This window comes from Pseudomonas sp. GW823-FHT06B06 (assembly GCF_058795195.1).
Window position 1 is genome coordinate 280,471 of record NZ_JBXAHO010000002.1, and the last position, 22,829, is coordinate 303,299.

Genomic DNA, 22,829 nt, shown 5'->3' on the forward strand with positions numbered 1-22,829 from the left:
AGGGAGAAGCAAGAAAGAGTGTGGGGATGTTACGGAATCAAGGGCGGCCCGGCCAGTTTATGCAACTTCAGAAACGCCTTCGCGAGCAGGCTCGCTCCCACAGTTGACCGCGTCCATCTGGACAATGCGGTCGAATGTGGGAGCGGGCTTGCTCGCGAAGGCAGCAACGCGGTGTTAAGCGAACTCACACCATCTCGTGACGAATCCACTCCAGCACCGACGTGCGCTTCGGCACCCAGCCCAGCAATTCCCGCGCATGCTTGCCGCGAACACGGCTGTTGGAGCCCAGGCCATAGTTGGCCATTTCATAACCCCACTCGGCTTCGGCGTCCTTCAACGGCCAGTCTTGCGGCTTGCCCAGGTTCAGCGCCTCGGCGATCGCCGTGGTCATGTCGATGAATGACGCTTCACCGCTTTCGACGAAGTAGAACGTGCCTGGGACGTTTTTGTTCAGCGCCAGCAGGTACAGCGATACCACGTCTTCGATGTGCACGTTGGACCAGATGTTCTGCCCGGTCCCGACATGGCGGACCACGCCGCTTTTACGCGCCTGCTTGAGCAAGCGCGGCAGCTGCACGCTGTCGCGCTTGACGCCCAGGCTGTGGCCGTAGATCAGCGTGTTGCAGATGACGGCCGAGTTCACGCCGTCCTTGGCCGCGGCGAGGATCAGGTTGTCGATGGCCACGCGTGCAGCCTTGTCCACGGTGGGTTCCGGCAAGTTGTCTTCGTAATAGATAACGTCGCTGGACTGACCGCCCGAGGCATCGCCCACGATGCTCGAACCGCTGGTATGCAGCAATACCTTGTTGGAGCCGCGCAAGGCATCGAGCAAGGCTTCGACAGCGCCGCGATGGTCGCTGCTGGCGGCGTTGATCACGGCGTCGGCTGCGCGGGCCTGTTCGGCCAATAGTGCGCTGTCGTCCAGCGTGCCGGTCACGGGCGTGATGCCCAGTGCCTTGAGCTCGTCCGCTTGCTCGGCGTTGCGCACCAGGCCGGTAACCTTGTGGCCGGCCTTGACCAGGCCGGTGGCGATGGAGCCGCCGATGAAACCGGCCGCACCAGTAACGAATACGTTCATGGAGAAACTCCCTGCGTTGATAAGTGATGCAACGAGTATCAAGCAGTGATCCCAGACGAAAAATCCCTGCTGACCCAATTCACTCTTGCGCAGGAATCACGAATCAGTCGCTGAAATCCGTGGAAGCGTAAAGCGCCAATTTGCCCTGGATGAAGTCAAGGAAACACTGGATGCGCAAGGCCAGCTGCGAGTTACGGTAGTACACCGCGTTGATCGGCTGGCGATAACCGCTGTTGAACTCGGCCAGCACGACCTTCAACCGTCCGGCACGAATGTCCTCGATGGTCATGTAATGCGACAGGCTGGCGATGCCTTGGCCTTCCAGCGCCAGATGGCGGATGGTTTCACCGCTGGATGCGCTGAGTGACGCCTGGATCGGCCAGCGATCGCCATGCACGTAGCGCAACGGCCATTGGTTGAGGCCTTCGTTCTGGGTGAACCCCAGCAGGGTGTGTTCGGCCAGGTCCGCCACGGCTGTCGGTGTGCCATGTTTTTCCAGGTAGGCGGGGCTGGCGACGATGTGCAGCGGACTGCATCCCAGGGAACGGGCGTGCAGGGTCGAGTCGGCCAGTGTACCGATGCGGATGGCGATGTCGGTGCTTTGCTCTAGCAGGTCGATGATCAGGTCGTTGCTGTTTAGTTCGAGCTGGATATCTGGATAGAGCCGGCGGAACTCATCGATGTACGGCACGATGGCATGCAGCATGAACGGCGACGCGGCGTTGATGCGCAAACGCCCGGACGGCGTTTGCTGGCGCGAAGACAAGCGTTCTTCGAGTTGGTCCATCTGATCGAGAATCAGCTTGGCGTGCTCGAAGAAATATTTGCCCTCCTCGGTCAGGTCCATGCGCCTCGTGGTGCGGTTGATCAACGTGGTATCGAGCTTGGCCTCCAGCCGCGACAGCGTGCGACTGACCGCCGACGGCGTTTGCCCGACCTGCTCGGCGGCCGCGGAAATCGACCCGCACTCGATCACGCAGACGAAGATCTGCAATTCATCGGATCTGGCTTTCACGTGTGTCCTCTTTCACGAATCGGCATGGCATGAATCGCCAGGATCGCAGCCTTTGGCAGCTCCTACAGGGTATTGCGTATACCTGTAGGAGCTGCCGAAGGCTGCGATCTTTTAAGCCATTGCGACCGATATTAGCTGAGCGTTACACCTTCAGGCCAAACACCTCGGCCAAGTGCTGCTCATAACGCGCCACATCGGCCTCGATGTTCGGGCGTTTCATCACGTCCACGCAGAGGAAGGTCGGCAAAGCGGTCATGCCGAGGAATTGGTTGGCCTTGTGGAACGGGAAGTACACCGCGTCCACGCCTTTGGCCTCGAAGAAGTCGGTCGGGTCGTCGAAGGCTTGCTGCGGCGCGTTCCAGGTCAGCGACAGCATGTATTGCTTGCCCTGGATCAGGCCGCCGCTGCCGTACTTCTGCGAGGCGTCGGAACGGGTGCGGCCGTCGCTGGCATAGAGGCTGCCGTGACCTTCGGTGAAGACCTCGTCGATGTACTTCTTCACGGTCCATGGCGCGCCCATCCACCAGCCCGGCATCTGATAGATGATCACGTCGGCCCAGAGGAATTTGGCGACTTCTTCGGCGACGTCGTAACCCTCGTCGATGAAGGTGGCCTTGACATCCACACCGCCGCGATCCAGCACGCTCAGCGCGGCTTCATGCAAGGTGGTGTTGTAGCGGCCATCGGAGTGGGCGAATTGTTTGCCGCCATTGAGTAACAGGACTTTTTTCATGAGAGGTCTCGCAAGGGTCAGAAACTGGATGGCGGCAGCGTAACGATCCGCCTCGCGCGGAGTAAGCGCCGCTGTCGCAAAATACATTTGACCCACACGCACGAATCACCAGCAGATTGTTGCCTTAGACTGGCGCCAATTCTGACTTGAGGAGTGTTTTCCAATGAGTGAAATGCAAGGTTTCATCCTGCACGCCAAGACCCGCCCGGAAAAATCCGACGCCTTCGAAGCGTTTTTCAGCGGCTACGTAGAAGCAAGTCGCGCCGAACCCGGCTGCATCGAGTACCACATGCTGCGCGACAAGCAGGACCCTACCCTGTTTATCTTCTTCGAGATCTGGCAGTCCCAGGCACATCTCGACGTGCACTCGAACCTGCCGCACATGAAGCAGTTCCTCGATCAACGCGATGAGTACCTGGAACGGGATTTCGTAATCCGCGCCATCGAGATGCTCAGCCCGTCGTCCGCTAGCCGCTGATCAACAAATGGCCGCCGAGCAACCCGAGGCCAATGAAGAATACGCGCTTGAACAACAGGGCGCTGATCCGCTGGCGCAGCCACTGCCCCAGCCACATGCCGAGCACCGCCGGGATCAGCGCCAACAGCGACGCACTCAACTCGCCACCACCCAGGGCACCGAGCCATAGCAGGCCGCCCGCGAGGGCAAGGGTCGAGACGGTGAATGACAGGCCCAACGCCTGCACCAGTTCGTCCTTGCTCAAGCCCAGCGCCTGCAGGTAAGGCACTGCCGGAATCACGAACACGCCCGTGGCCGACGTAATGACACCGGTCATCACGCCGCACATCGGACCTAGCCAGGGCTCATTACCCGCACCGACACGCAAGGTCGGCAAGAACAAGCCGCAGAGCGCATAGAGCAACAACGCCGCGCCCAATCCGCGCACCACCCAATGTCCACCGACCATGCCGATCCACAGCGTACCGGCGCCGGTGCCGATGAAGATGGCCAGCAGCATCGGCCACAGCCGCAGGATCAACCCGCGCAGATGCCCGCCGAAGGCCAGCTGCCAGACGTTGGTCAGGGTCGCGGGAATGATCAACAGCGCCGCAGCCTGTGACGGGGCCATAGCCAGACCGAGCAAGCCCATGGCGATGGTCGGCAGGCCGAGGCCGATGATGCCCTTGACCAAACCGGCCAGCAGGAAGGTGGCAATGACCAGCAACGACAGGGCCAAGCCGAGATTTTGGTAGAACGAGGCGAGTGTATTCATGGGCTGATGGTGAGCCCGGATTGGCGGGTTGAAAATCTGCCATATACTGAGCCTGGCTCTTGATTAGCAAGAGGCTTGAGTATCCGCCGTGGCTGCTGACGCCTTCGCGGGCAAGCCCGCTCCCACAGGGATCTTTGGCGGACACCAAATTTATGTTCGATGCATTTCTACTGTGGGAGCGGGCTTGCCCGCGAAGAGGCCCGCCCACACGACACACCACTTGAGGCTGCAATGATGCACTTCGACCTGACCGACCTGCGCCTCTACCTGAACATCCTCGACACCGGCAACATCACCGCCGGCGCGGCGCGTAGCCATCTTTCCCTGGCCGCCGCGAGCGCGCGAATCCGTGCAATGGAAGCATCACTCGGCACTGAGTTCCTGCAGCGCGGCCGTCGCGGCGTTACCCCAACGCCTGCCGGCAAGGCTCTCGCGCAACACGCCCGGGTCCTGCTGCAACAGGCCGAACGCATGCAGCAGGACCTGGCCGAATATGCCAAAGGCGTCAAAGGCCAGGTGCGGTTGTTGTGCAACACCACGGCCATCACCGAATACCTGCCGGAGTTGCTCGCCGACTTCCTAAGCGAGCATCCCAACCTCGACATCGACCTGCAGGAATTGCCCAGCACGCGCATCACCCACGCGTTGCGCCAGGGTGCCGCCGACCTTGGCATCGTCTCCGACGCGGTGGACACCCACGCCCTCGAAACCCTGCCCTTTCGCGACGACCCGCTGGTGCTGATCATGCCGCCCGGGCATCCGCTGGCCGACGGCGAACCGCCGACTTTCAGCGATACCTTGCAGCACGACTATGTGGGGTTGGCCGCTAATAGTGCACTCGCGGTGTACCTCGAAGAACAGGCGTTGCACGCGGGTATGCGCATGCAGATCCGCATCCGTGCGGAGGGTTTCGACGGGGTGATTCGCATGGCTGCCCGCGGCGCCGGGCTGGCGATTGTGCCGCTGGCGGCGATCCAGCGCCGGGCACTGGATCAACCGCTCAAAAGCTTCTCGTTGAACGAAGACTGGGCACAGCGAAAACTGCTGCTGTGCGCGCGATCATTCACTGGCCTGCCCGGTTATGCCAGGGCGCTGCTCGAGGCGTTGCTCATTGAGTGAGACCGGTTTGGGCTTCCTGAAAAACACGCCGTAGACAACGGTCAGCAACAACAGGAACGGCACACCGAACACCAGGGTCATCTTGAAGGCTTCGGTGAAGTAGGTGGTGATCATCACCGCGCCCATCAGTACCAACCCCAACCAGGTGCTGTAGGGGAACAGGCGCATGCGAAACGACAGTTTTCGCTCGCCGTGGCGCTGGTGATAACGACGGAAACAGTAGTGCGTCAGGAAGATCATGAACCAGGTGAAGATGGCGCCGAACATGGAGATCGCCATCATCAAGGTGAACGAACTTTCCGGGTACAGGATGTTGAGCAAGGTCGCCAGGGCAATGCCCGAGCTCGACAACAACAGGGCGTTCAGTGGAATCCCGCTCTTGCTCAACTTGCCCATGGACTTGGGGGCGTAGCCGCCACGGGACAGGCTGAACATCATGCGCGTGGTGATGTACAACTGGCTGTTCATCGCCGAGAGCGCGGCGATCAGGATGACGAAATTCATCACCCCGGTGGCGCCGGGAATGCCGATGGCTTGCATGACCGTGACGAACGGGCTTTGCGCATGACCGGCCTGGACCCACGGCACAATCGCCAGCATCAGAGCGAGGGTCAGCAGGTAGAACACCACCAGGCGCACGATGGTCGCGCGAAAGGCTTTCTTCACCGCTTGCTCCGGGTCCTGCGCCTCACCGGCGGCCACGGCGATCATCTCCACGCTCAGGTAACTGAAGATCGACACGATGACCGCGACCCACATGCCTTGCAGGCCATTGGGGAAAAAACCGCCGTGGACGGTGTAATTGTGCACGCCGTATTCCGGGTTGCCGGAACCGAACACCACGTACACCGCGAGAATGATGAAGCCGACGATCGCGCCGATCTTGATGGTCGAGAACCAGTACTCGAACGTACCGAAGGTCTTCACGCTGATCGCGTTGAGCACGATCAACACACTGGAAAACGAGACGATCCACACCCACTCCGGCACGTTGGCAAACCAGTACTTCATGTACATCGCCACCGCCGTCACTTCCGTACCGACCGCCAGCACGATCGCCGCCCAATAGGCATAGCGCACCAGGAACCCGGCCAAGGGGCTGACATAGAATTCGGCGTAAGCACCGAACGAACCGGAGGTCGAATGGGCCACGGTCATTTCCGCCAGGCAGCCCATCAACAACAGCGTGATGATCGCGCCGATGGCGTAGCTGAGCAGCACGCTCGGCCCGGCATAGCCGATCGCGTAGGCGCTGCCCATGAACAGCCCGGTGCCGATCGCGCCACCAATGGCGATCATGCTCATTTGCCCGGACGTCAGCTGACGCCGCAGGCCCTGTTCACGGTTGGATATCGTTTCAAAACCGGTGTTATCGGTCATTTTTATGTCCTCTGAATATTGTCTTTCTTGAAGAGCACGTCTTGGTTTTTACCGGTGGGGATCAGCCACGCACAGCAGGACACGGATCAGAAAATACTCAGTGGATATTCGATGATGACGCGCACTTCGTTGTTGTCCGTGGTATCGGCCCGCGCCACTTGCGCGGTGGAACGCACACTGGCCTGGCGCACCCGCACCGACAGGTCCCGCGCCTTGCCCGACTGCACGACGTAGCGCGCCTCGATGTCGCGTTCCCAGCGCTTGCCGTCATCGCCGTAGCGTCCGTAGGCGCCGTTGGGACCACCGTCGTAATGGCTGTCGTCGATATGGTCACCGCTGACGTAACGGGACATGAAGCTCAGCCCCGGCACGCCGAAAGCCGCCATGTCCAGGTCATAACGCAGTTGCCATGAGCGCTCGTTGGGGGCGTTGAAGTCGAGCACCTGAATCGAGTTGGCGAGGAAAATCGAAGTGCCTGGCTGTTGATCGAAACCCAGGTAATCGAACGGCTCGTTGCCATCGACTTGTTGATACGCCAGGGTCAATCGATGGGCACCGGACTTATACCCGGCGGCCAGCGACCAGGTGGTGTTGTCGATTTTTCCGGCCAGGCTCTGACCATCATCGTTGGTGCGGTAGATGTTGAAATCCAGGTTCAGCGACTGGCCTTCACTCAGGGCAAAGGTGTAGTTGCCGTTGGCGTAGTACTGCCGCCAGATATCGGTGAACTGCGAGCCGTAGAGGCTGATGCTCAGTTGATCGCTCAGGGCATAACTACCGCCCAGATAATCGACACTGCGGGTTTCCACGCCAGCGTACAGCGCTTTCAGCGCGCCATCGGCATTGGTCGAGTTACTGTCGTTGCCGGCGGTGAAATGACCGATGTCCAGTTGCAAGGCCTTGAGTTCATGGCTGGTCAGCTGGAAGCCCGTGGCAACACTGGTGAACAGTCGCGCGTTGCCGGTGCCGAACACCGGGTTTAGCGGGGTCAGGTTGCCGTACTTGAGTTCGGTCTGCGATACCCGCGCCTTCACCGCGCCACCCGCTTCGGAGTACTCATCCTCGGGGCGACCATCGGAATCGACCGGCAGCAAACCGGTGCCGGTGCGCCCCTTGCCGCTGTCGAGTTTGAGACCCAACTGCGCGTACGCATCGACCCCGAACCCCACCGTTCCCTGGGTGTAGCCGGAGCGGTAATCGAGCATGATCCCGTGGGCCCATTCGTCCCGATAATTCTGGCCGCCAGGGTTGTTGAGGTTATTGCGATAGAAAAAGAAGTTACGGTTGGTCAGGGTCAGGCTGCTGCCTTCGACGAATCCATTGTCGGCGGCGGCATAGGCCATTTGCCCGAGGCAACTGCCGATGGCGAGCGACAAGGCGGGCCAGGGGGACAGTCTCATTCTGCGTGCTCCTTATTATTGTGTTTGCACAGAACAGTTGATCGATCGCAGGCGAAGCCCTGCCGCCAGGAAACCTGGCAGCAAGACCTGGACAACGCAGGTATCAGGTGACGCTGTGGCGAACCTGGAATTGCGCTTGCGCCCAGGTTTTCTGATCGAGAATCTCGCCGAGGATCTGCACTGCATCCCAGACCTCGGTGAAGGTCGTGTACAGCGGGGTGAAACCGAAACGCATGATGCGCGGCTCGCGGTAGTCGCCGATCACGCCCCGGTCGATCAAGGCCTGGATCACTGCATAGCCTTCGGGGTGTTCGAAGCTCACGTGACTGCCACGCTTGGCGTGCTCACGCGGCGTGATCAATTTCAGTTCGTGAGCCGAGCAACGCTGCTCGACCAATTCGATGAACAAGTCCGTCAGCGCCAAAGATTTGCGGCGCAAGCTGGCCATGTCGGTCTGGGCGAACACATCCAGCCCGCACTCGACCATCGCCAACGAAGTGATCGGCTGGGTACCGCACAAGTAACGGGCGATGCCGCTGCTCGGCTCGTAGCGCGACTCCATGGCGAACTGCCGCGAGTGGCCGAACCACCCCGCCAGCGGCTGCGGCACCAGATCGCACAACGGCGGCGAGACCCAGACGAACGCCTGCGAACCCGGACCGCCATTGAGGTATTTGTAGGTGCAGCCGATGGCGTAGTCGGCGCCCGCCTGATGCAAGTCGACCGGCACCGCGCCAGCGGAATGCGCCAGATCCCAGATGGCCAGTGCCCCGCACTCATGGGTCAGCGCGGTCAGCGCTTGCATGTCGTGCATGTAGCCGGTCTTGTAGTTGACGTGGGTGAGCATCACCACCGCCGTGTCCTGGTCAATCGCTTGTGGCAACTCTTCAGGGCTATCAACAAGGCGCAAGGTGTAACCCTGCTGCAGCATGTCGGCCAGGCCTTCGGCGATGTACAGGTCGGTGGGGAAATTGCTGCTTTCGGTGACAATCACCCGTCGCGCTGGCGACCTTGTGGCTTGCACCCGCAGCGCGGCACTGAGCACCTTGAACAGGTTGATCGAGGTCGTGTCGGTCACCACCACTTCACCGGCACGGGCGCCGATCAACCCGGCCAGGCGATTACCCAAACGCTCGGACAAATCGCGCCAACCGGCAGTGTTCCAGCTGCGGATCAGGCCATTGCCCCACTCTTGGGCAATCACTTCCTGAGCACGCGCCAATGCCGCGACCGGGCGTGCGCCCAGGGAATTGCCATCGAGATAAATCACACCGTCGGGTAGCGCAAATTGCTGGCGTAGCGGCGCGAGAGTGTCCTGGGCATCACGCGCCAGGCAATCGTTTCTTGTTGTCATCGGGTGTCCTGTTCTTTGAAGGTCGTTGCGTTTATGCAGGCGTTGTCGGCCCCTTTTCGTGGAGAAATAATGAACGATGCCTTGGAGAATTTTCGTGCAAACTAAGCGGCTACCAGGTAGTTATTTCGCATAAAATTCGAATCCAATACCCATAAACGCGGATTTACGCCAGCCATGAATCTCGACTCGACAGACCTGCGAATCCTCCATCAACTGCAACAGGATGGCCGCATCAGCAATCAGGAACTGGCAGAGAAAGTCGCCCTGTCGCCGTCGGCCTGTCTACGAAGGTTGCGCCTGTTGGAAAGCGAGGGAATCATCAGCGGCTATCGCGCGGTGTTGAATGCCGAACGGCTGGGGATCGAACTGGAAGCCATCGTCCATGTGTCATTGCGACAGGACGTCGAGGATTGGCACGAGACGTTTATCAAGAAGGTCCAGTCGTGGCCGGAAGTGGTCACCGCGTATGTGATTACGGGAGCGAGCAACTACGTGCTGCGGGTCCAGGCGCGTAATCTCAAACACTTCTCCGACTTCATCGTCAACCACTTGAACCGCACGGCGGGGGTGACTGACATCCGCTCGGAAATCGTCCTGCAGAAGATCAAGGAGCGTGAATCGCTGTTGGACCTGGTGGTGCGCAAGTAAGGAACGGATCGCTCAGAAGCCGCGCAGGCGCCGGGCTTCATTGCGCTGCAAGGTCATGCTCGGGGATTCGTCGAACAGCTTGCGGTATTCGGCGGAAAAGCGCCCCAGGTGCGTGAACCCCCAGCCCATGGCGATCGCGGAAATATTGCGTGCCGAGCCGTGCTCAAGCAGCTCCTGGCGCACGCCGTTCAAGCGGTACTTCTTCAGGTAGACCATCGGCGACAATGCGAAGTACTTCTTGAACGCTTCAAACAGCTTGAAGCGTGAAACCCCGGCAGCCGCTTCGATGTCCTCCAGGTGCAAAGCCTCGCGAGCATTGTCGTGAATGTATTGCCGCGCCCGGATCAGGTAGTGCGGTAATTTAACGCCCAGCACCTGGCGCAGCTCTTCTGAATAGTTGTTCGGCTGGGCGAGGATCAAGCCTTTGATCAGCGAACTTTCAATGTCCCGGGTGAAGGCCACTTGCTCGTAGAGTTCGCTACTGCGCTCCAGCTCAGCGATGAAATAGCGCGCCATGCGCCACCATGAAGCCGACGCGCCATCGACCGCATCCATCACCGGTTCGAAACGCAGCGGCGCATCCAGCGGTCGCTGCAGCAAGCCTTCCAGGGACTCGCTCATGGCGGCGCGGGTGATCACCACCTGGACTTTGCGGCAGTCGCCGGAAATCGCCAGCAGCTGGTTTTCATTGGGGGAAATGATCACCCCCTGATCGCGGTCGGATTTCACCACGCTGCCGTTCTTGCTCAACTCCTGTTCGCCCACCAGGGGCAGGCTCAGGCTGTAGCTGCTGAAGCGCTCGGGATCCTCGATATCGATGGTGACATCGGTGCCGTATTCGATGGTGCCCAGCGTCGTGGCCATCGACTTGAACGTGTTGGCACTGTGATGGAAGCGGATCCGCTCGGGCGTCGTGGTCACGAGCCGGTGCGGCCCGCAAATACCGGACATCCAGCTTCTTGCGGCCTCGAGGTCGTCGCTGTCGACACGAATGTCGCGACTCTGCGGATCGGTTTTGCTGTTCATCACGGTGCACCCACGGGCTATTTTCCAGCGCGCTCTGACGGCGCGTCTCAGGCGTGGAAAACGCAAGTTCCAGGCCACAAAACGCCAGCGCCAACTGCGTGGATAGCAATCCTCGACTATGTGGATAACGTAGCCGGTGAACGTGTCCCAACAGGCACTCGACGTTGCGCGAAACAGTACCTGATTGCTGCAGACAGGTGCAGCCGTTCATCGTTTGGTGCGCCTTCTGGGTAGTCGCTGCCCAGTTTGATACCGAGTGGGTGTTACCCCACAAATTTTACGGACTGCCTTCGCCCACAAACCGGATAGACCCCCACCCGCCCCACTCCCTCTAATGAGCACACCGATTAGCCCCAATAAAAAACAGGTGCACACCCATGAGTGGCGAAAAAAACGTCGAGCAGTGGAAAGCGTTTATCCAGGGCTGCCTGGACTTCCGTCCGGCAGAAGGCGTGTTCCGCATCGCCAGGGACATCTTTACCGAGCCGCAGTTGTTCGATCTGGAGATGGAACTGATCTTCGAGAAAAACTGGATCTACGCCTGCCACGAAAGCGAACTGGCCAATAACCACGACTTCGTCACGATGCGCGCCGGTCGCCAGCCGATGATCATTACCCGCGATGGCGACGGCCAGCTCAACGCATTGATCAACGCCTGCCAGCATCGCGGCACGACCCTGACCCGCGTTGGCAAGGGCAATCAGTCGACCTTCACCTGCCCGTTCCATGCCTGGTGCTACAAAAGCGACGGGCGCCTGGTGAAGGTCAAGGCGCCGGGCGAGTATCCGGAAGGCTTCGACAAGGCCACGCGCGGTCTGAAAAAGGCGCGCATCGAGAGCTACAAGGGTTTCGTGTTCATCAGCCTCGACGTACACGCCGACAACAGCCTCGAAGACTTCCTCGGCGATGCCAAGGTGTTCTTCGACATGATGGTCGCCCAATCGCCAACCGGTGAGCTGGAAGTGTTGCCCGGCAAGTCGGCCTACACCTACGACGGCAACTGGAAACTGCAGAACGAGAACGGCCTCGACGGCTATCACGTCAGCACGGTCCACTATAACTACGTGGCCACGGTGCAGCATCGCCAGCAGGTCAACAGCGAGAACGGCACCAGCAGCGCCAGCACCCTGGACTACAGCAAGCTCGGTGCTGGCGACGCCAACACCGATGACGGCTGGTTCGCGTTCAACAATGGCCACAGCGTGCTCTTCAGCGACATGCCGAACCCGTCCGTGCGTTCCGGCTACGCGACCATCATGCCGCGCCTGATCGAAGAACACGGCCAGGAAAAGGCTGAATGGATGATGCATCGCCTGCGCAACCTGAACATCTACCCGAGCCTGTTTTTCCTCGATCAGATCAGCTCGCAACTGCGCATCATCCGGCCGGTGGCCTGGAACAAGACCGAGATCATCAGCCAGTGCCTGGGGGTGAAAAACGAGTCGGACGCCGACCGCGAAAACCGCATTCGCCAGTTCGAGGATTTCTTCAACGTGTCGGGCCTGGGTACACCCGACGACCTGGTGGAATTCCGTGAAGCCCAGCGCGGTTTCCAGGCTCGCCTGGAGCGCTGGAGCGATATTTCCCGCGGCAGTCACCGCTGGGCCACCGGCGCCACGCCCAACAGCGAGTCGATCGGCATCGCCCCGGCCATGACCGGCACCGAGTTCACCCACGAAGGGCTCTACGTCAACCAGCACAGCAACTGGCAGAAATTCCTGCTCGATGGCCTGGACGCGAAATCCCTGAAACTCCGTGAGGTGTAATGATGAATGCGCAATTGCAGTACCAGATCGAACAGTTTTTCTACCGCAAATCCGAACTGTGCGATGCCCAGGACTGGGACGCCTACATCAAGCTGTTCGACGAGCAAAGTGAGTTCCACCTGCCGCAATGGGACTCGGAACACGTCTACACCCGCGACCCCAAGCGCGAGATGTCGCTGATCTACTACCCCAACCGTTCAGGCCTGGAAGACCGTGTGTTCCGCCTGCGCACGGGCAAGTCCGCCTCCTCGACACCGATGCCGCGCACCTTGCACATGATCAACAACGTGCGGATCAGTGAACTGGAAAACGGTGAATTGGAGGTGCGCCTGAACTGGCACACGCTGTTCTATCGCCTGGCCACCTCCGAGCAGTTCTATGGACGCGCAACCTACCGGCTCAAGCCCCACGCCGACAGTTGGCTGATCAGCCGCAAGCATGTGCTCTTGCTCAACGACACCATCAACTCGGTACTGGACTTCTACCACCTCTGAATCCAAGGAGATCGAGGCATGAATCACAAAGTGGCGTTCAGCTTTGCCGACGGCAAGACCCTGTTCTTTCCCGTACAACCCAACGAAATCCTGCTCGACGCCGCCCTGCGCAACGGCATCAATATTCCTCTGGATTGCCGCGAAGGCGTCTGCGGTACGTGCCAGGGTCGCTGCGAATCGGGTGACTACAGCCAGGATTATGTGGACGAGGAGGCGCTCTCGAGCCTGGACCTGCAGCAGCGCAAGATGCTCACCTGCCAGACCCGGGTGAAGTCCGATGCGGCGTTTTATTTCGACTTCGCTTCCAGCCTGTGCAATGCCTCGGGCCCGGAACAACTGAGCGCAACGGTGACCGGCGTCAGGCAGATTTCGGCCAGCACCGCGATCCTGCACCTGGATCTCGGTACGACAAACCCACTGGATTTTCTACCGGGGCAATACGCCCGCTTGTCGATTCCGGGAACTGAAAGCAAGCGTTCCTACTCGTTTGCCAATCGGCCGAGTGAGGACAATCAACTGCAGTTCCTGATTCGCCTGCTACCCGACGGCGTGATGAGCAACTACATCCGGGAACGCTGCCGGGTGGGCGACGAAATCATGCTCGAGGCACCGCTGGGTGCGTTCTATCTGCGGCATGTGGCCAAACCACTGATCCTGGTGGCGGGCGGAACCGGGCTGTCGGCACTGCTGGGCATGCTCGACGACCTCGCCGAGCGCGGTTGCACGCAGCCGGTGCACCTGTACTACGGCGTGCGCGACGCTGCCGACCTGTGCGAACGGGCACGGATCGAGGCTTATGCCGAACGCCTTGCGGGGTTTCGCTACACCGAAGTGGTCAGCGATCCATCGCCACAGTGGACAGGCAAGCGCGGCTACATTGCCGAGCATTTCGACCTCAGTGAACTGCGCGACGCGCCGGTCGACATGTACGTCTGCGGGCCGCCGCCGATGGTCGAATCGATCAAAGACTGGTTGCAGGCCCAGGCGCTGGACAGCGTTCACCTGTATTACGAAAAGTTCACCGAGAGTAATATCTGATCTTTCAAACCAGGCCTGACAACAATAACCAGAAGGGAACGAGATGGCGGATGAAATCTTGCAACAGGGAACGCTCAAGCGAGGGTTGAAAAATCGACATATTCAACTGATCGCCCTGGGCGGGGCGATTGGTACCGGGCTGTTCCTCGGCTCTGCAGGGGTACTCAAGTCGGCCGGCCCGTCGATGATCCTCGGTTATGCGATTGCCGGATTCATCGCCTTCCTGATCATGCGCCAGTTGGGCGAGATGATTGTCGAGGAGCCGGTAGCCGGTTCGTTCAGTCACTTCGCCCACAAATACTGGAACGGTTTTGCCGGTTTCCTTTCGGGCTGGAATTACTGGGTGCTGTACGTGCTGGTGGGTATGGCCGAGCTGACGGCCGTGGGCAAGTACGTGCAGTTCTGGTGGCCGGAAATCCCGACCTGGGTCAGCGCCGCGGTGTTCTTCGTCCTGGTCAACCTGATCAACACGATGAACGTCAAAGTCTTCGGCGAGATGGAGTTCTGGTTCGCGATCATCAAGGTCGTGGCCATCATCGGCATGATCGTCCTGGGCTGCTACATGCTGTTCAGCGGCACCGGTGGCCCACAGGCATCGGTCAGTAACCTGTGGAGCCACGGCGGTTTCTTCCCCAACGGCACCACCGGCCTGCTGATGTCGATGGCGTTCATCATGTTCTCCTTCGGTGGCCTGGAACTCGTCGGCATCACGGCCGCTGAAGCCAGCGAACCGAGGAAGGTGATTCCCAAGGCGATCAACCAGGTGGTTTATCGCGTGTTGATCTTCTACGTCGGCGCACTCACCGTGCTGCTGTCGTTGTACCCTTGGGATCAACTGCTGCAGACCCTTGGCGCGTCCGGCGATGCCTACAGCGGCAGCCCGTTCGTCCAGATCTTCTCGTTGATCGGCAGCGATACCGCCGCGCACATCCTCAACTTCGTGGTGCTCACCGCGGCGCTCTCGGTCTACAACAGCGGCGTTTATTGCAACAGCCGCATGCTCTACGGCCTGGCCGAACAGGGCGATGCACCGAAATCGCTGATGAAACTGAACAAACAGGGCGTGCCACTGCGGGCGCTGGGCATCTCGGCGCTGATCACCATGCTCTCCGTGCTGGTCAACTACCTGGCGCCCCATGAGGCGCTGGAATTGCTGTTCGCCCTGGTAGTCGCCTCGTTGATGATCAACTGGACGCTGATCAGCCTGACCCACCTGAAGTTTCGCAAAATCATGGGCCAGCAAGGCATCGTGCCGAGCTTCAAGTCGTTCTGGTTTCCTTACAGCAACTACCTGTGCCTGGCGTTCATGGCCATGATCATCTTCGTGATGTGGATGATCCCGGGCATACGCGCCTCGGTCATCGCTATCCCGGTGTGGGTGTTGATCATCTACGGGTTCTACCGGATGCGTGTGGCGAGGGATCGCAGCTTGCCTGTCGCGCAATAATCCTTAGCCCAACAAAAAGCCCCGGCATTCAATGAATGCCGGGGCTTTTTCATGCGCGTCCCTGTAGGAGCGAGCATGCTCGCGATGAACCTGAAAGCGCGCCGCGGGGTGTCAGGTTTCCCGCGTTATCGTTGGCCTCCATCGCGAGCATGCTCGCTCCTACAGGGATGTAAACGTCAGATCACAGGGTCGAACGCACCCGCCACAACTCCGGGAACAGCACGGTATCGAGCATCTTGCGCAGGTAACCCACCCCTTCGGTGCCGCCAGTGCCTGGTTGAAAGCCAATGATCCGCTCGACCGTGGTGACATGGCGGAAGCGCCACTGGCGGAACGAGTCTTCGAGATCGATGAATTTCTCGGCCAGTTGGTAGAGATCCCAATAACGCGACGGATCCTTGTAGACCACACGCCACGCCGCTTCGACCGAGGCGTCATGTTGCGTCGGGCTCGTCGGGTCGCGCTCGAAACGCTGAGGATCAATCGCAAGGCCAGCGCTGGCCATCAAGCGAATAGCTTCGTCATACAGCGAGGGTGTGGCGATGGCTTTTTCGAGTTCCTGCAGCAACTCCGGGCGATGGGCGTGGGGGCGCAAAAGCGTCGCGCTCTTGTTGCCCAGGATAAATTCGATTTCACGGTACTGAAACGACTGGAAGCCCGACGACTGTCCCAGGAAAGGCCGGATCGCGTGGTACTCGGTAGGCGTCATGGTGGCCAGTACTGTCCACGCATGCACCAGTTGATCAAAGATCCGCGAAACCCGCGCCAACATCTTGAAGGCCGGCGGCAACTCTCCCAGCCGCACGTGTTCGCGGGCAGCCTTGAGCTCGTGCAGCATCAGCTTCATCCACAGCTCAGAGGTCTGGTGCTGGATGATGAACAGCATCTCGTTATGGTCCGGCGACAAGGGGTGCTGGGCACTGAGAATACGCCCCAGGTCCAGGTAATCGCCGTAGCTCATGGAGTCGGAAAAATTCAGCTCGGCGTTATGCCATTCCTCTGTCTGACTGGCAGGCGAATACGGACATTGGCTCATTGAGCAGGCTCCTCATGTGGCGTGGAATTCAGTGGACGCAAGATAGCCCTGACCGGGCTGGCGTCGAGGTTGGCAAAGCGCAGCGGCAGCGCGATCAACTCGTAATCCCCTTCCGGTACGTCATCTAGCACGATGCCTTCGAGAATGGCCATGCCGTGACGCGCCACGGCGTTGTGCGAATCCATGGTCTTGGATTGCTGCGGGTCCAGCGATGGCGTATCGATGCCGATCAGGCGCACGCCGAGACTGGCGAGCAGGTCGACGGTGTCTTTGGCGACCGCCGTGAATTCGGGGTCCCAGGTGGCCAGCGGCGCGTGTTGATAGGTCCGCAGCAGGACGCGTTCGGGCAAATTGTCCAAACGACCTTGCAGTTGTCCGGGTTGCACCAGTGCGCCGCTGCCAAGGCAATGCAGCACCCGGCAAGGCCCGATATACACATCGAGGGACACGTCGCCGATGGCCGCGCCGTCCTCGCTGTAGTGCAATGGCGCGTCGACATGGGCGCCGGTGTGCGGCGACAGCGTGATGCGCCCGACATTCACCGGGCATTCAGGCCCCAGTGTCCAGACGCGTTCTTCCTGAAACGGCGTATCTCCCGGCCAGGTCGGTGTTGCGGTACTCAAGGGCGGGCTGATGTCCCACCACGACATTGTTTTTTTCATTGCACAGCTCTCGGCCTTTTCCGAAGTGAATGATACGAGCGATACCTGTGCATGTTCTTGCAAAAAGATTCGAAAAAGCCTGGGGCTTTCGCACAAACTGCCAGATATCGGCGGTTTATCGAGTGGAAATTTCAATGGGCTTGCAGGCGCTTTCAGCCGTCAAGCGGGTGAGGGTCGCTGCGTTTCTGGATACCTCGATGTCGAGTACAGACAACTGATCCCCCGGCAGGCCCTATAGGGTGCGTCTTCAGCTCTCCCCCAACGCCGGAGTCATCATGACCGCACCGATTACCGTTCTTCGCGACACCCATCCGCTGCCCGTACTCGACGCCTGCAAATGGGAAAAACTCGAAGGCGACCCGCACACCGTCAACCTCAACGCCTACACCAGCGAAGATGGCAGCAAGATCATGGGCACCTGGATCTGCACGCCAGGCAAGTGGTACGTGGAATATGTGAAGTGGGAATACTGCGACTTCCGCGAGGGGTACTGCATCATCACCCCGGAAGGAAAAGAGCCGATCCACCTGCGCGCCGGAGACATTTTCGTCATTGAGCCGGGGATGAAAGGCACCTGGGAAGTGGTGGAAACCGTGCGCAAGTACTTCGTGTTTGCCTGATGCAAAAAAACCGGGAAATCACCCGACGTGATTTCCCGGTCAATGTCGATGCGCACATGCAATACCTGTAGGAGTGAGCATGCTCGCGATGGACTCAAGAGCGCCGCGTGAACCCAGGAAACACGCGTCATCGTTAACGACCATCGCGAGCAGGCTCGCTCCCACAGGTTTTATTGCGGCTTGCGATAACTGTTGATGATCGCCGAGAAGTCACTGCCGCCTTCCCCACGCAAACTCATCGCCTGATACAACTGCTGCGCCACCGCGCCCAGTACCACCGGCTGGTGCGCCTGACGGGCCGCTTCCGTTGCCAGTCCCAGATCCTTGAGCATCAGCTCGGCGCCGAAGCCACCGGTATAGCCGCGCGAGGCTGGTGCCGTTTCGACGATGCCCGGCCATGGGTTGTACATCTCCGAACTCCAGCAACGTCCGGTGGAGCTGTTGATGATGCCCGCCAGCACCTTGGTGTCGATGCCCAAGGCATCGCCCAGGGCCATGGCTTCACTGACGCCAACCATGGAAATGCCCAGCAGCAGGTTGTTGCAAATCTTGGCAATTTGTCCGGTGCCCACTTCGCCGCAATGGACGATGTTGCGGCCCATCTGCGCCAGCACCGGTTGCAGGGTCGCGAAGAGTTCCGGGGTCGCACCGACCATGAACGTCAACGTCCCCGCCGCGGCGCCCCCGGTGCCACCGGAGACCGGCGCATCGGCCATGGCCACGCCCTGCTTGGCAGCGGCGGCGGCCACGTCACGGGCGGTCTGCGGATCGATGGTGCTGCAATCCACGGCTGGCACACCCTTGCCGATACCGGCGAGCACACCGTCTTCGCCCAGCCAGACGCTGCGTACATGCACGGCAGCGGGCAGCATGGTGATGACCAGTTCGGCACCTTGCGCCGCCTCACGGGCCGAAGCGCTGATGGTGCCGCCCAGTTGTTCAAGCTCCGCCAGCACGGCCTTGTTCAGGTCGACCAGGCGCAGTGAATGGCCGGCCTTGATCAGGTTGCGCGCCATCGGCGCGCCCATGTTGCCGAGACCGATAAAAGCAATGTTCATGTCCGGCTCCTTAACGCAGGTTGATGGTGGTGTTCACACCGTCGTTGACGCTGTCGTCATCGAACCAGCGGCTGGTGACGGTCTTGGTCTGAGTGTAGAACTGCACCACTTGCTTGCCATACGGGCCAAGGTCGCCAAGCTTGGAGCCACGGGAACCGGTGAAGCTGAAGAATGGGACCGGTACCGGAATCGGGATGTTGATGCCGACCTGGCCGACGTCGATTTCGCTCTGGAACTTGCGCGCCGCCGCACCGGACTGGGTGAACAGGCCCGTGCCGTTGCCGAACGGGTTGGCGTTGACCAGGGCAATCGCCTCGTCGAGCGTATTGACTTCCAGCACCACCAACACCGGACCGAAGATTTCCTGGGTGTAGATCTGCATGTCGGGGGTCACACCGGAGAACAGGGTCGGGCCGACGAAGTTGCCCTTCTCGTAACCAGGAACCGTGATGTCGCGACCATCGAGCTCGAGTTTCGCGCCTTCCTTGATGCCGCTTTCGATCAGCTCGAGAATTCGCGCCTTGGCCTTTTTCGAAATCACCGGGCCGACGTCGGTGCCCGGCTCGCTGCCGGCATTGACCTTGAGTTTCTGCGCCAGTGCTTTCAAGTCAGGCAGCCATTGCTTGGCCGCACCGACCAGCACCACCACCGAAGTCGCCATGCACCGCTGACCGGCCGCGCCGAAACCGGCGCCCACTAGCGCATTCAGCGCCTGTTCGCGATTGGCATCGGGCAGCACCACGGCGTGGTTCTTCGCGCCCATCATCGATTGCACGCGTTTGCCATGCTTGCCGGCCAAGTCATAGACGTGGGTGCCGACCGCCGTCGAGCCCACGAAGGAAACGGCCTTGATGTCTTTATGGGTGCACAGCGCATCCACCACGTCCTTGCCGCCGTGCACGACGTTGAGCACGCCGGCCGGAATCCCGGCCTCGATAGCCAGTTCCACCAGCAGCATGGTCGACATCGGATCCTGTTCGGACGGCTTGAGCACGAAGGTGTTGCCGCAGGCGATGGCCATCGGGAACATCCACAGCGGAATCATCGCCGGGAAATTGAACGGTGTGATACCGGCGCAAACGCCGATTGGTTGACGCAGGGTGTAGGTGTCCACGCCACCCGCCACGTTTTCAGCGAACTCGCCCATTTGCAGGCTGCCGATGGAGCACGCGTGCTCGACCACTTCCAGGCCACGGAAAATATCGCCTTCAGCGTCGGCAATGGTCTTGCCCTGCTCGGCGCTGAGGACTGCCGCGATGCGCTTGGAATGTTCGCGGATCAACGCCTGCAGTTTGAGCATGATGCGCATCCGCGCGCCGATCGGCGTCAGCTTCCAGGTCTGGAAGGCGCGATGGGCGGCACTGATGGCGGCGTCGACTTCTTCAGCCGTGGCAAACGGCACCTTGGCCAGCACTTGCTGGGTTGCCGGGTTGATGATGTCGTGCCACTCGGTGGTCTGCGATTCGACCCACTGGCCGTCGATCAACAGTTTGACCTTTTGTACGGTGGTCTCGTCAGGCGTAAGCGAAGCGTTCATGTGGGGTCTCCGAATCTTTGTTTTTATTTCAGGAGCCAGGGCGAAACGTCACCCTGCGATAAGACGTGTGCCACGAATTGGTTATCGGGCTGTTTTTGGAGTATAGATGTGCAAACTTCTAATAAGAACGCACATAAAAGCCGGTCCATCATGCAAAAAAACATCACGTCTCTGGGTTCACTAAACTGGGATGACCTCAAGTTTTTCCTTGAGGTCTCACGCACCCGCAAGGCCAGCACCGCGGCCAAGCGCCTGGCCGTCGACTACACCACCGTGTCGCGGCGCATCAGTTCACTGGAAGCTTCGCTAGGCACCCTGCTGTTCGAGAAGTCCCGGACCAGCGGCTTTGTCCTGACCGCAGAAGGCCAACGCCTGATGGGCTACGCCGAGTCGATCGAAAGTACGCTGCACATGGCCTGCGAACAGGTCTCAGGGTCCGGGGTGGCGTTGTCCGGCCATGTGCGCATGGGCTGCACCGAAGGTTTCGGGAGCTTTTTCATTACCCCGCAACTGAGTCACTTCGTCGACGCCTACCCGGCGATCTCGGTGGACATCCTGCCGCTGCCGCACTTCATCAGCCTGTCCAAGCGCGAGGCCGACATCGTCATCGCCCTGGAGCGCCCGGAACACGGCCCCTATGTCTGCTGCAAACTGACGGACTACCGCCTGCAGCTGTATGCGACGCAGCAATACCTCGACAAACACCCGGCAATCCGCCGGCCGGCCGACTTGGGCAAGCATTCGTTCATCAGCTATGTCGACGACCTGGCGTTCAGTTCCGAGCTGCTGTACCTGGCCAACGTGCTCCCCGGCGCCAGCGCCAACTTGCGCAGCACCAGCGTGATCGCGCAGTTCGTGGCCGCGCAGCAAGGGCGGTCGCTGGCCATCCTGCCGTGCTTCCTGGCAGCCCAGGACCCACGGTTGCTGCCGGTGTTGCCGCAGGAAATCAACATCACCCGGCAATTCTGGATGTACTGCCGCGAGGATCTGAGGAAGCTCAAGCGGATTACCCTGTTGTGGGATTACATCCGCGCCGTGACCGAGCAGAACCAGGCACTGTTGATGGGTGACAGTCGGCAGATGGTGTTTGCCGACTGAGGATGTTCAAGAACGTTCAGGTTGTAACCGGTTGGCGGCCAGCCACTTTCCTGGACAATGTCTTGCCGAACGCTATCCACCATTTTTCATAATAGAAGGTGGAGATATGCGCGGTGATGAAAATGGCGGCGAACAACAACGGTCGCTTCAGATATTTAACGATGGTATCCCCGCTACCCAGCCAGGTATGCGCCAGCAGCGGATGAACAACGTAGAGCGCGTAGGAGATGGTGGCGATATAAAACAGAATGCGGTTGTTCAGAACATGGGCAATGAATGTCCGGCCATTGAGCAGCGTACTCCCGACCATTGCGGCGGCAATGTAAGGGCGCAAGTAGTTCATGAAACCACCGTCGGGATGACTGGACACGACAAACAGGGCGAATAAAGCCATTTGCACGACCAGCATTTGTGCCGGCGCCTTCACAAGATTGTTACCCAGTCTTTTGTGATAGATCAGCGCCAGTATGCAACCAGACAGTATTTCATCAATGCGGTAATAGGTATTGATGACGACATGGGCATCATTCATGACTCGATAGGTTGTGACGGCGATGGCAAGAAAAGGGATCAGCACCATCCACCTTTTCCTCATCATGACTACCAGCAAGGCGATGGCCACATAAAACTGGACCTCCATGCACAAGCTCCATAAATGGCCGTTTACATCGCCAAGCCACATGGGCGGCCAGTTGGCAAAGAACAAAAAGTTTGCGATGTAGTAATCCGGAGGGCTGCTCATGATAGGCAAGACAATTGCCATGTACAGCCAGGCAAGAGGCACAATGCGAAAGAACCTGCGAATCAGAAAATCAATGACGCTGTCGTTATTGAGCAGAAAACTTGTTATCAGGAAACCCGACAAGGTAAAAAATATAGCCATGCCCATGACGCCTGCAGCAGAATTCAACTGCAAAAACTTTGGGCCAAGTGGTAGCAGGTGACACGCCAGTACCAGCAAGATACTAATTCCGCGCCATCCATCAAGTACGTTTAATCGAGAGCCTGCTACGGAACTATCACTCATATTGGCATTCGCTCTTTGGATATAAAAACCCAATAGTCGTAGCAGTGAAAATCTCATGGAG

22 protein-coding genes are annotated in these 22,829 nt (G+C 59.6%); 9 read left to right on the forward strand and 13 right to left on the reverse strand.

Annotated elements, in window-relative coordinates; all coding sequences use genetic code 11:
* Nucleotides 1-184: 184 nt before the first annotated feature.
* From AC1Q8Q_RS02910 to mdaB, 3 genes are all read right to left on the reverse strand, one after another.
* The gene (locus AC1Q8Q_RS02910) at nucleotides 185-1,078 is read right to left on the reverse strand and encodes an NAD-dependent epimerase/dehydratase family protein (RefSeq protein ID WP_083350107.1); all 894 of its coding nucleotides are present in this window, start codon (nucleotides 1,076-1,078) and stop codon (nucleotides 185-187) included.
* 103 nt (nucleotides 1,079-1,181) lie between these two features.
* A complete protein-coding gene (locus tag AC1Q8Q_RS02915) occupies nucleotides 1,182-2,093 on the reverse strand; it encodes a LysR family transcriptional regulator (protein WP_020796478.1) in 912 nt (303 codons plus the stop codon).
* A gap of 142 nt (nucleotides 2,094-2,235) precedes the next feature.
* The gene (gene mdaB, locus AC1Q8Q_RS02920) at nucleotides 2,236-2,826 is read right to left on the reverse strand and encodes an NADPH:quinone oxidoreductase MdaB (RefSeq protein ID WP_083350106.1); all 591 of its coding nucleotides are present in this window, start codon (nucleotides 2,824-2,826) and stop codon (nucleotides 2,236-2,238) included.
* Nucleotides 2,827-2,989: 163 nt separating this feature from the next.
* On the opposite strand from mdaB, the gene AC1Q8Q_RS02925 reads away from it, so the two are divergent.
* Nucleotides 2,990-3,304, forward strand: coding sequence for a putative quinol monooxygenase (locus AC1Q8Q_RS02925; protein ID WP_083350105.1), 315 nt, complete (start codon nucleotides 2,990-2,992; stop codon nucleotides 3,302-3,304).
* Here the strand turns inward: AC1Q8Q_RS02925 and AC1Q8Q_RS02930 are convergent.
* Nucleotides 3,294-4,058: a sulfite exporter TauE/SafE family protein gene (locus AC1Q8Q_RS02930; protein WP_033045483.1), complete on the reverse strand. Its 765-nt coding sequence runs from the start codon at nucleotides 4,056-4,058 to the stop codon at nucleotides 3,294-3,296. The genes AC1Q8Q_RS02925 and AC1Q8Q_RS02930 overlap by 11 nt on opposite strands.
* Before the next feature lie 234 nt (nucleotides 4,059-4,292).
* Here AC1Q8Q_RS02930 and AC1Q8Q_RS02935 point away from each other — a divergent pair, with 234 nt between their 5' ends.
* Nucleotides 4,293-5,177: a LysR family transcriptional regulator gene (locus AC1Q8Q_RS02935; RefSeq protein ID WP_492614811.1), complete on the forward strand. Its 885-nt coding sequence runs from the start codon at nucleotides 4,293-4,295 to the stop codon at nucleotides 5,175-5,177.
* Here AC1Q8Q_RS02935 and AC1Q8Q_RS02940 read toward each other — a convergent pair.
* The 3 genes from AC1Q8Q_RS02940 to kynU all read right to left on the reverse strand — a co-directional run bounded on the left by AC1Q8Q_RS02940 (nucleotide 5,118) and on the right by kynU (nucleotide 9,311).
* Complete coding sequence (locus tag AC1Q8Q_RS02940; protein ID WP_489327277.1) at nucleotides 5,118-6,557, reverse strand: amino acid permease; 1,440 nt, start codon at nucleotides 6,555-6,557, stop codon at nucleotides 5,118-5,120. The genes AC1Q8Q_RS02935 and AC1Q8Q_RS02940 overlap by 60 nt on opposite strands.
* An 86-nt stretch (nucleotides 6,558-6,643) precedes the next feature.
* Nucleotides 6,644-7,957 carry an OprD family porin gene (locus tag AC1Q8Q_RS02945; RefSeq protein WP_020796473.1) on the reverse strand — a complete coding sequence of 438 codons (1,314 nt, stop codon included), beginning with the start codon at nucleotides 7,955-7,957 and terminating at the stop codon, nucleotides 6,644-6,646.
* A 103-nt stretch (nucleotides 7,958-8,060) separates the two neighbouring features.
* A complete protein-coding gene (gene kynU / locus AC1Q8Q_RS02950; RefSeq protein WP_033043613.1) occupies nucleotides 8,061-9,311 on the reverse strand; it encodes a kynureninase in 1,251 nt (416 codons plus the stop codon).
* Nucleotides 9,312-9,485: 174 nt separating this feature from the next.
* Here kynU and AC1Q8Q_RS02955 point away from each other — a divergent pair, with 174 nt between their 5' ends.
* Nucleotides 9,486-9,959: an Lrp/AsnC family transcriptional regulator gene (locus AC1Q8Q_RS02955; RefSeq protein ID WP_020796471.1), complete on the forward strand. Its 474-nt coding sequence runs from the start codon at nucleotides 9,486-9,488 to the stop codon at nucleotides 9,957-9,959.
* 12 nt (nucleotides 9,960-9,971) lie between these two features.
* On the opposite strand, the gene AC1Q8Q_RS02960 is transcribed toward AC1Q8Q_RS02955, so the two are convergent.
* Entirely contained in the window at nucleotides 9,972-10,985 is a 1,014-nt protein-coding gene (locus AC1Q8Q_RS02960; protein ID WP_020796470.1) for an AraC family transcriptional regulator, read from the reverse strand.
* A gap of 377 nt (nucleotides 10,986-11,362) precedes the next feature.
* Between AC1Q8Q_RS02960 and antA the strand changes: the two genes are divergently transcribed.
* From antA to AC1Q8Q_RS02980, 4 genes are read left to right on the forward strand one after another with little or no spacing between them, the layout of a single operon-like run.
* Nucleotides 11,363-12,751 (forward strand): anthranilate 1,2-dioxygenase large subunit, encoded by a 1,389-nt coding sequence (gene antA, locus AC1Q8Q_RS02965; protein ID WP_020796469.1) that lies wholly within the window; start codon nucleotides 11,363-11,365, stop codon nucleotides 12,749-12,751.
* A gap of 2 nt (nucleotides 12,752-12,753) precedes the next feature.
* Nucleotides 12,754-13,245, forward strand: coding sequence for an anthranilate 1,2-dioxygenase small subunit (gene antB / locus AC1Q8Q_RS02970; RefSeq protein ID WP_020796468.1), 492 nt, complete (start codon nucleotides 12,754-12,756; stop codon nucleotides 13,243-13,245).
* A gap of 18 nt (nucleotides 13,246-13,263) precedes the next feature.
* Nucleotides 13,264-14,283: an anthranilate 1,2-dioxygenase electron transfer component AntC gene (gene antC, locus AC1Q8Q_RS02975; protein ID WP_492614803.1), complete on the forward strand. Its 1,020-nt coding sequence runs from the start codon at nucleotides 13,264-13,266 to the stop codon at nucleotides 14,281-14,283.
* A 43-nt stretch (nucleotides 14,284-14,326) separates the two neighbouring features.
* A complete protein-coding gene (locus AC1Q8Q_RS02980; RefSeq protein ID WP_033043610.1) occupies nucleotides 14,327-15,730 on the forward strand; it encodes an amino acid permease in 1,404 nt (467 codons plus the stop codon).
* Nucleotides 15,731-15,911: 181 nt separating this feature from the next.
* On the opposite strand, the gene kynA is transcribed toward AC1Q8Q_RS02980, so the two are convergent.
* Together kynA and kynB are read right to left on the reverse strand one after the other, a co-directional pair.
* Nucleotides 15,912-16,766: a tryptophan 2,3-dioxygenase gene (kynA, locus tag AC1Q8Q_RS02985; protein ID WP_020796464.1), complete on the reverse strand. Its 855-nt coding sequence runs from the start codon at nucleotides 16,764-16,766 to the stop codon at nucleotides 15,912-15,914.
* Nucleotides 16,763-17,428, reverse strand: coding sequence for an arylformamidase (gene kynB / locus AC1Q8Q_RS02990; RefSeq protein ID WP_020796463.1), 666 nt, complete (start codon nucleotides 17,426-17,428; stop codon nucleotides 16,763-16,765). The genes kynA and kynB overlap by 4 nt, the downstream gene beginning before the upstream one ends.
* 275 nt (nucleotides 17,429-17,703) lie before the next feature.
* Between kynB and AC1Q8Q_RS02995 the strand changes: the two genes are divergently transcribed.
* A complete protein-coding gene (locus AC1Q8Q_RS02995; protein ID WP_007946320.1) occupies nucleotides 17,704-18,048 on the forward strand; it encodes a cupin domain-containing protein in 345 nt (114 codons plus the stop codon).
* Nucleotides 18,049-18,218: 170 nt separating this feature from the next.
* Here the strand turns inward: AC1Q8Q_RS02995 and mmsB are convergent, their stop codons facing one another.
* Both mmsB and AC1Q8Q_RS03005 read right to left on the reverse strand, forming a co-directional pair.
* Entirely contained in the window at nucleotides 18,219-19,106 is an 888-nt protein-coding gene (mmsB, locus tag AC1Q8Q_RS03000; RefSeq protein ID WP_020796462.1) for a 3-hydroxyisobutyrate dehydrogenase, read from the reverse strand.
* A 10-nt stretch (nucleotides 19,107-19,116) separates the two neighbouring features.
* Complete coding sequence (locus tag AC1Q8Q_RS03005) at nucleotides 19,117-20,643, reverse strand: CoA-acylating methylmalonate-semialdehyde dehydrogenase (protein WP_168757206.1); 1,527 nt, start codon at nucleotides 20,641-20,643, stop codon at nucleotides 19,117-19,119.
* A 150-nt stretch (nucleotides 20,644-20,793) separates the two neighbouring features.
* Here AC1Q8Q_RS03005 and AC1Q8Q_RS03010 point away from each other — a divergent pair, with 150 nt between their 5' ends.
* Nucleotides 20,794-21,741, forward strand: a complete 948-nt coding sequence (locus tag AC1Q8Q_RS03010) for a LysR family transcriptional regulator (protein ID WP_492614804.1) — start codon at nucleotides 20,794-20,796, stop codon at nucleotides 21,739-21,741.
* Nucleotides 21,742-21,757: 16 nt separating this feature from the next.
* Here AC1Q8Q_RS03010 and AC1Q8Q_RS03015 read toward each other — a convergent pair whose 3' ends face one another.
* Nucleotides 21,758-22,768 (reverse strand): acyltransferase family protein, encoded by a 1,011-nt coding sequence (locus tag AC1Q8Q_RS03015; RefSeq protein ID WP_033045393.1) that lies wholly within the window; start codon nucleotides 22,766-22,768, stop codon nucleotides 21,758-21,760.
* Nucleotides 22,769-22,829: the final 61 nt, after the last annotated feature.

Excerpts from the sequence above, each read along its gene's own strand:
- AC1Q8Q_RS02960 (WP_020796470.1), bottom strand. The coding sequence starts at position 10,985 with ATGAACAGCAAAACCGATCCGCAGAGTCGCGACATTCGTGTCGACAGC.
- AC1Q8Q_RS02980 (WP_033043610.1), top strand. The coding sequence starts at position 14,327 with ATGGCGGATGAAATCTTGCAACAGGGAACGCTCAAGCGAGGGTTGAAA.
- AC1Q8Q_RS02930 (WP_033045483.1), bottom strand. The coding sequence starts at position 4,058 with ATGAATACACTCGCCTCGTTCTACCAAAATCTCGGCTTGGCCCTGTCG.
- AC1Q8Q_RS02925 (WP_083350105.1), top strand. The coding sequence starts at position 2,990 with ATGAGTGAAATGCAAGGTTTCATCCTGCACGCCAAGACCCGCCCGGAA.
- AC1Q8Q_RS03005 (WP_168757206.1), bottom strand. The coding sequence starts at position 20,643 with ATGAACGCTTCGCTTACGCCTGACGAGACCACCGTACAAAAGGTCAAA.
- antB (WP_020796468.1), top strand. The coding sequence starts at position 12,754 with ATGAATGCGCAATTGCAGTACCAGATCGAACAGTTTTTCTACCGCAAA.
- AC1Q8Q_RS02955 (WP_020796471.1), top strand. The coding sequence starts at position 9,486 with ATGAATCTCGACTCGACAGACCTGCGAATCCTCCATCAACTGCAACAG.
- AC1Q8Q_RS02940 (WP_489327277.1), bottom strand. The coding sequence starts at position 6,557 with ATGACCGATAACACCGGTTTTGAAACGATATCCAACCGTGAACAGGGC.
- antC (WP_492614803.1), top strand. The coding sequence starts at position 13,264 with ATGAATCACAAAGTGGCGTTCAGCTTTGCCGACGGCAAGACCCTGTTC.
- AC1Q8Q_RS03015 (WP_033045393.1), bottom strand. The coding sequence starts at position 22,768 with ATGAGTGATAGTTCCGTAGCAGGCTCTCGATTAAACGTACTTGATGGA.
- AC1Q8Q_RS02945 (WP_020796473.1), bottom strand. The coding sequence starts at position 7,957 with ATGAGACTGTCCCCCTGGCCCGCCTTGTCGCTCGCCATCGGCAGTTGC.
- kynA (WP_020796464.1), bottom strand. The coding sequence starts at position 16,766 with ATGAGCCAATGTCCGTATTCGCCTGCCAGTCAGACAGAGGAATGGCAT.
- AC1Q8Q_RS02995 (WP_007946320.1), top strand. The coding sequence starts at position 17,704 with ATGACCGCACCGATTACCGTTCTTCGCGACACCCATCCGCTGCCCGTA.
- kynU (WP_033043613.1), bottom strand. The coding sequence starts at position 9,311 with ATGACAACAAGAAACGATTGCCTGGCGCGTGATGCCCAGGACACTCTC.
- kynB (WP_020796463.1), bottom strand. The coding sequence starts at position 17,428 with ATGAAAAAAACAATGTCGTGGTGGGACATCAGCCCGCCCTTGAGTACC.
- mmsB (WP_020796462.1), bottom strand. The coding sequence starts at position 19,106 with ATGAACATTGCTTTTATCGGTCTCGGCAACATGGGCGCGCCGATGGCG.
- antA (WP_020796469.1), top strand. The coding sequence starts at position 11,363 with ATGAGTGGCGAAAAAAACGTCGAGCAGTGGAAAGCGTTTATCCAGGGC.
- mdaB (WP_083350106.1), bottom strand. The coding sequence starts at position 2,826 with ATGAAAAAAGTCCTGTTACTCAATGGCGGCAAACAATTCGCCCACTCC.
- AC1Q8Q_RS03010 (WP_492614804.1), top strand. The coding sequence starts at position 20,794 with ATGCAAAAAAACATCACGTCTCTGGGTTCACTAAACTGGGATGACCTC.
- AC1Q8Q_RS02910 (WP_083350107.1), bottom strand. The coding sequence starts at position 1,078 with ATGAACGTATTCGTTACTGGTGCGGCCGGTTTCATCGGCGGCTCCATC.
- AC1Q8Q_RS02935 (WP_492614811.1), top strand. The coding sequence starts at position 4,293 with ATGCACTTCGACCTGACCGACCTGCGCCTCTACCTGAACATCCTCGAC.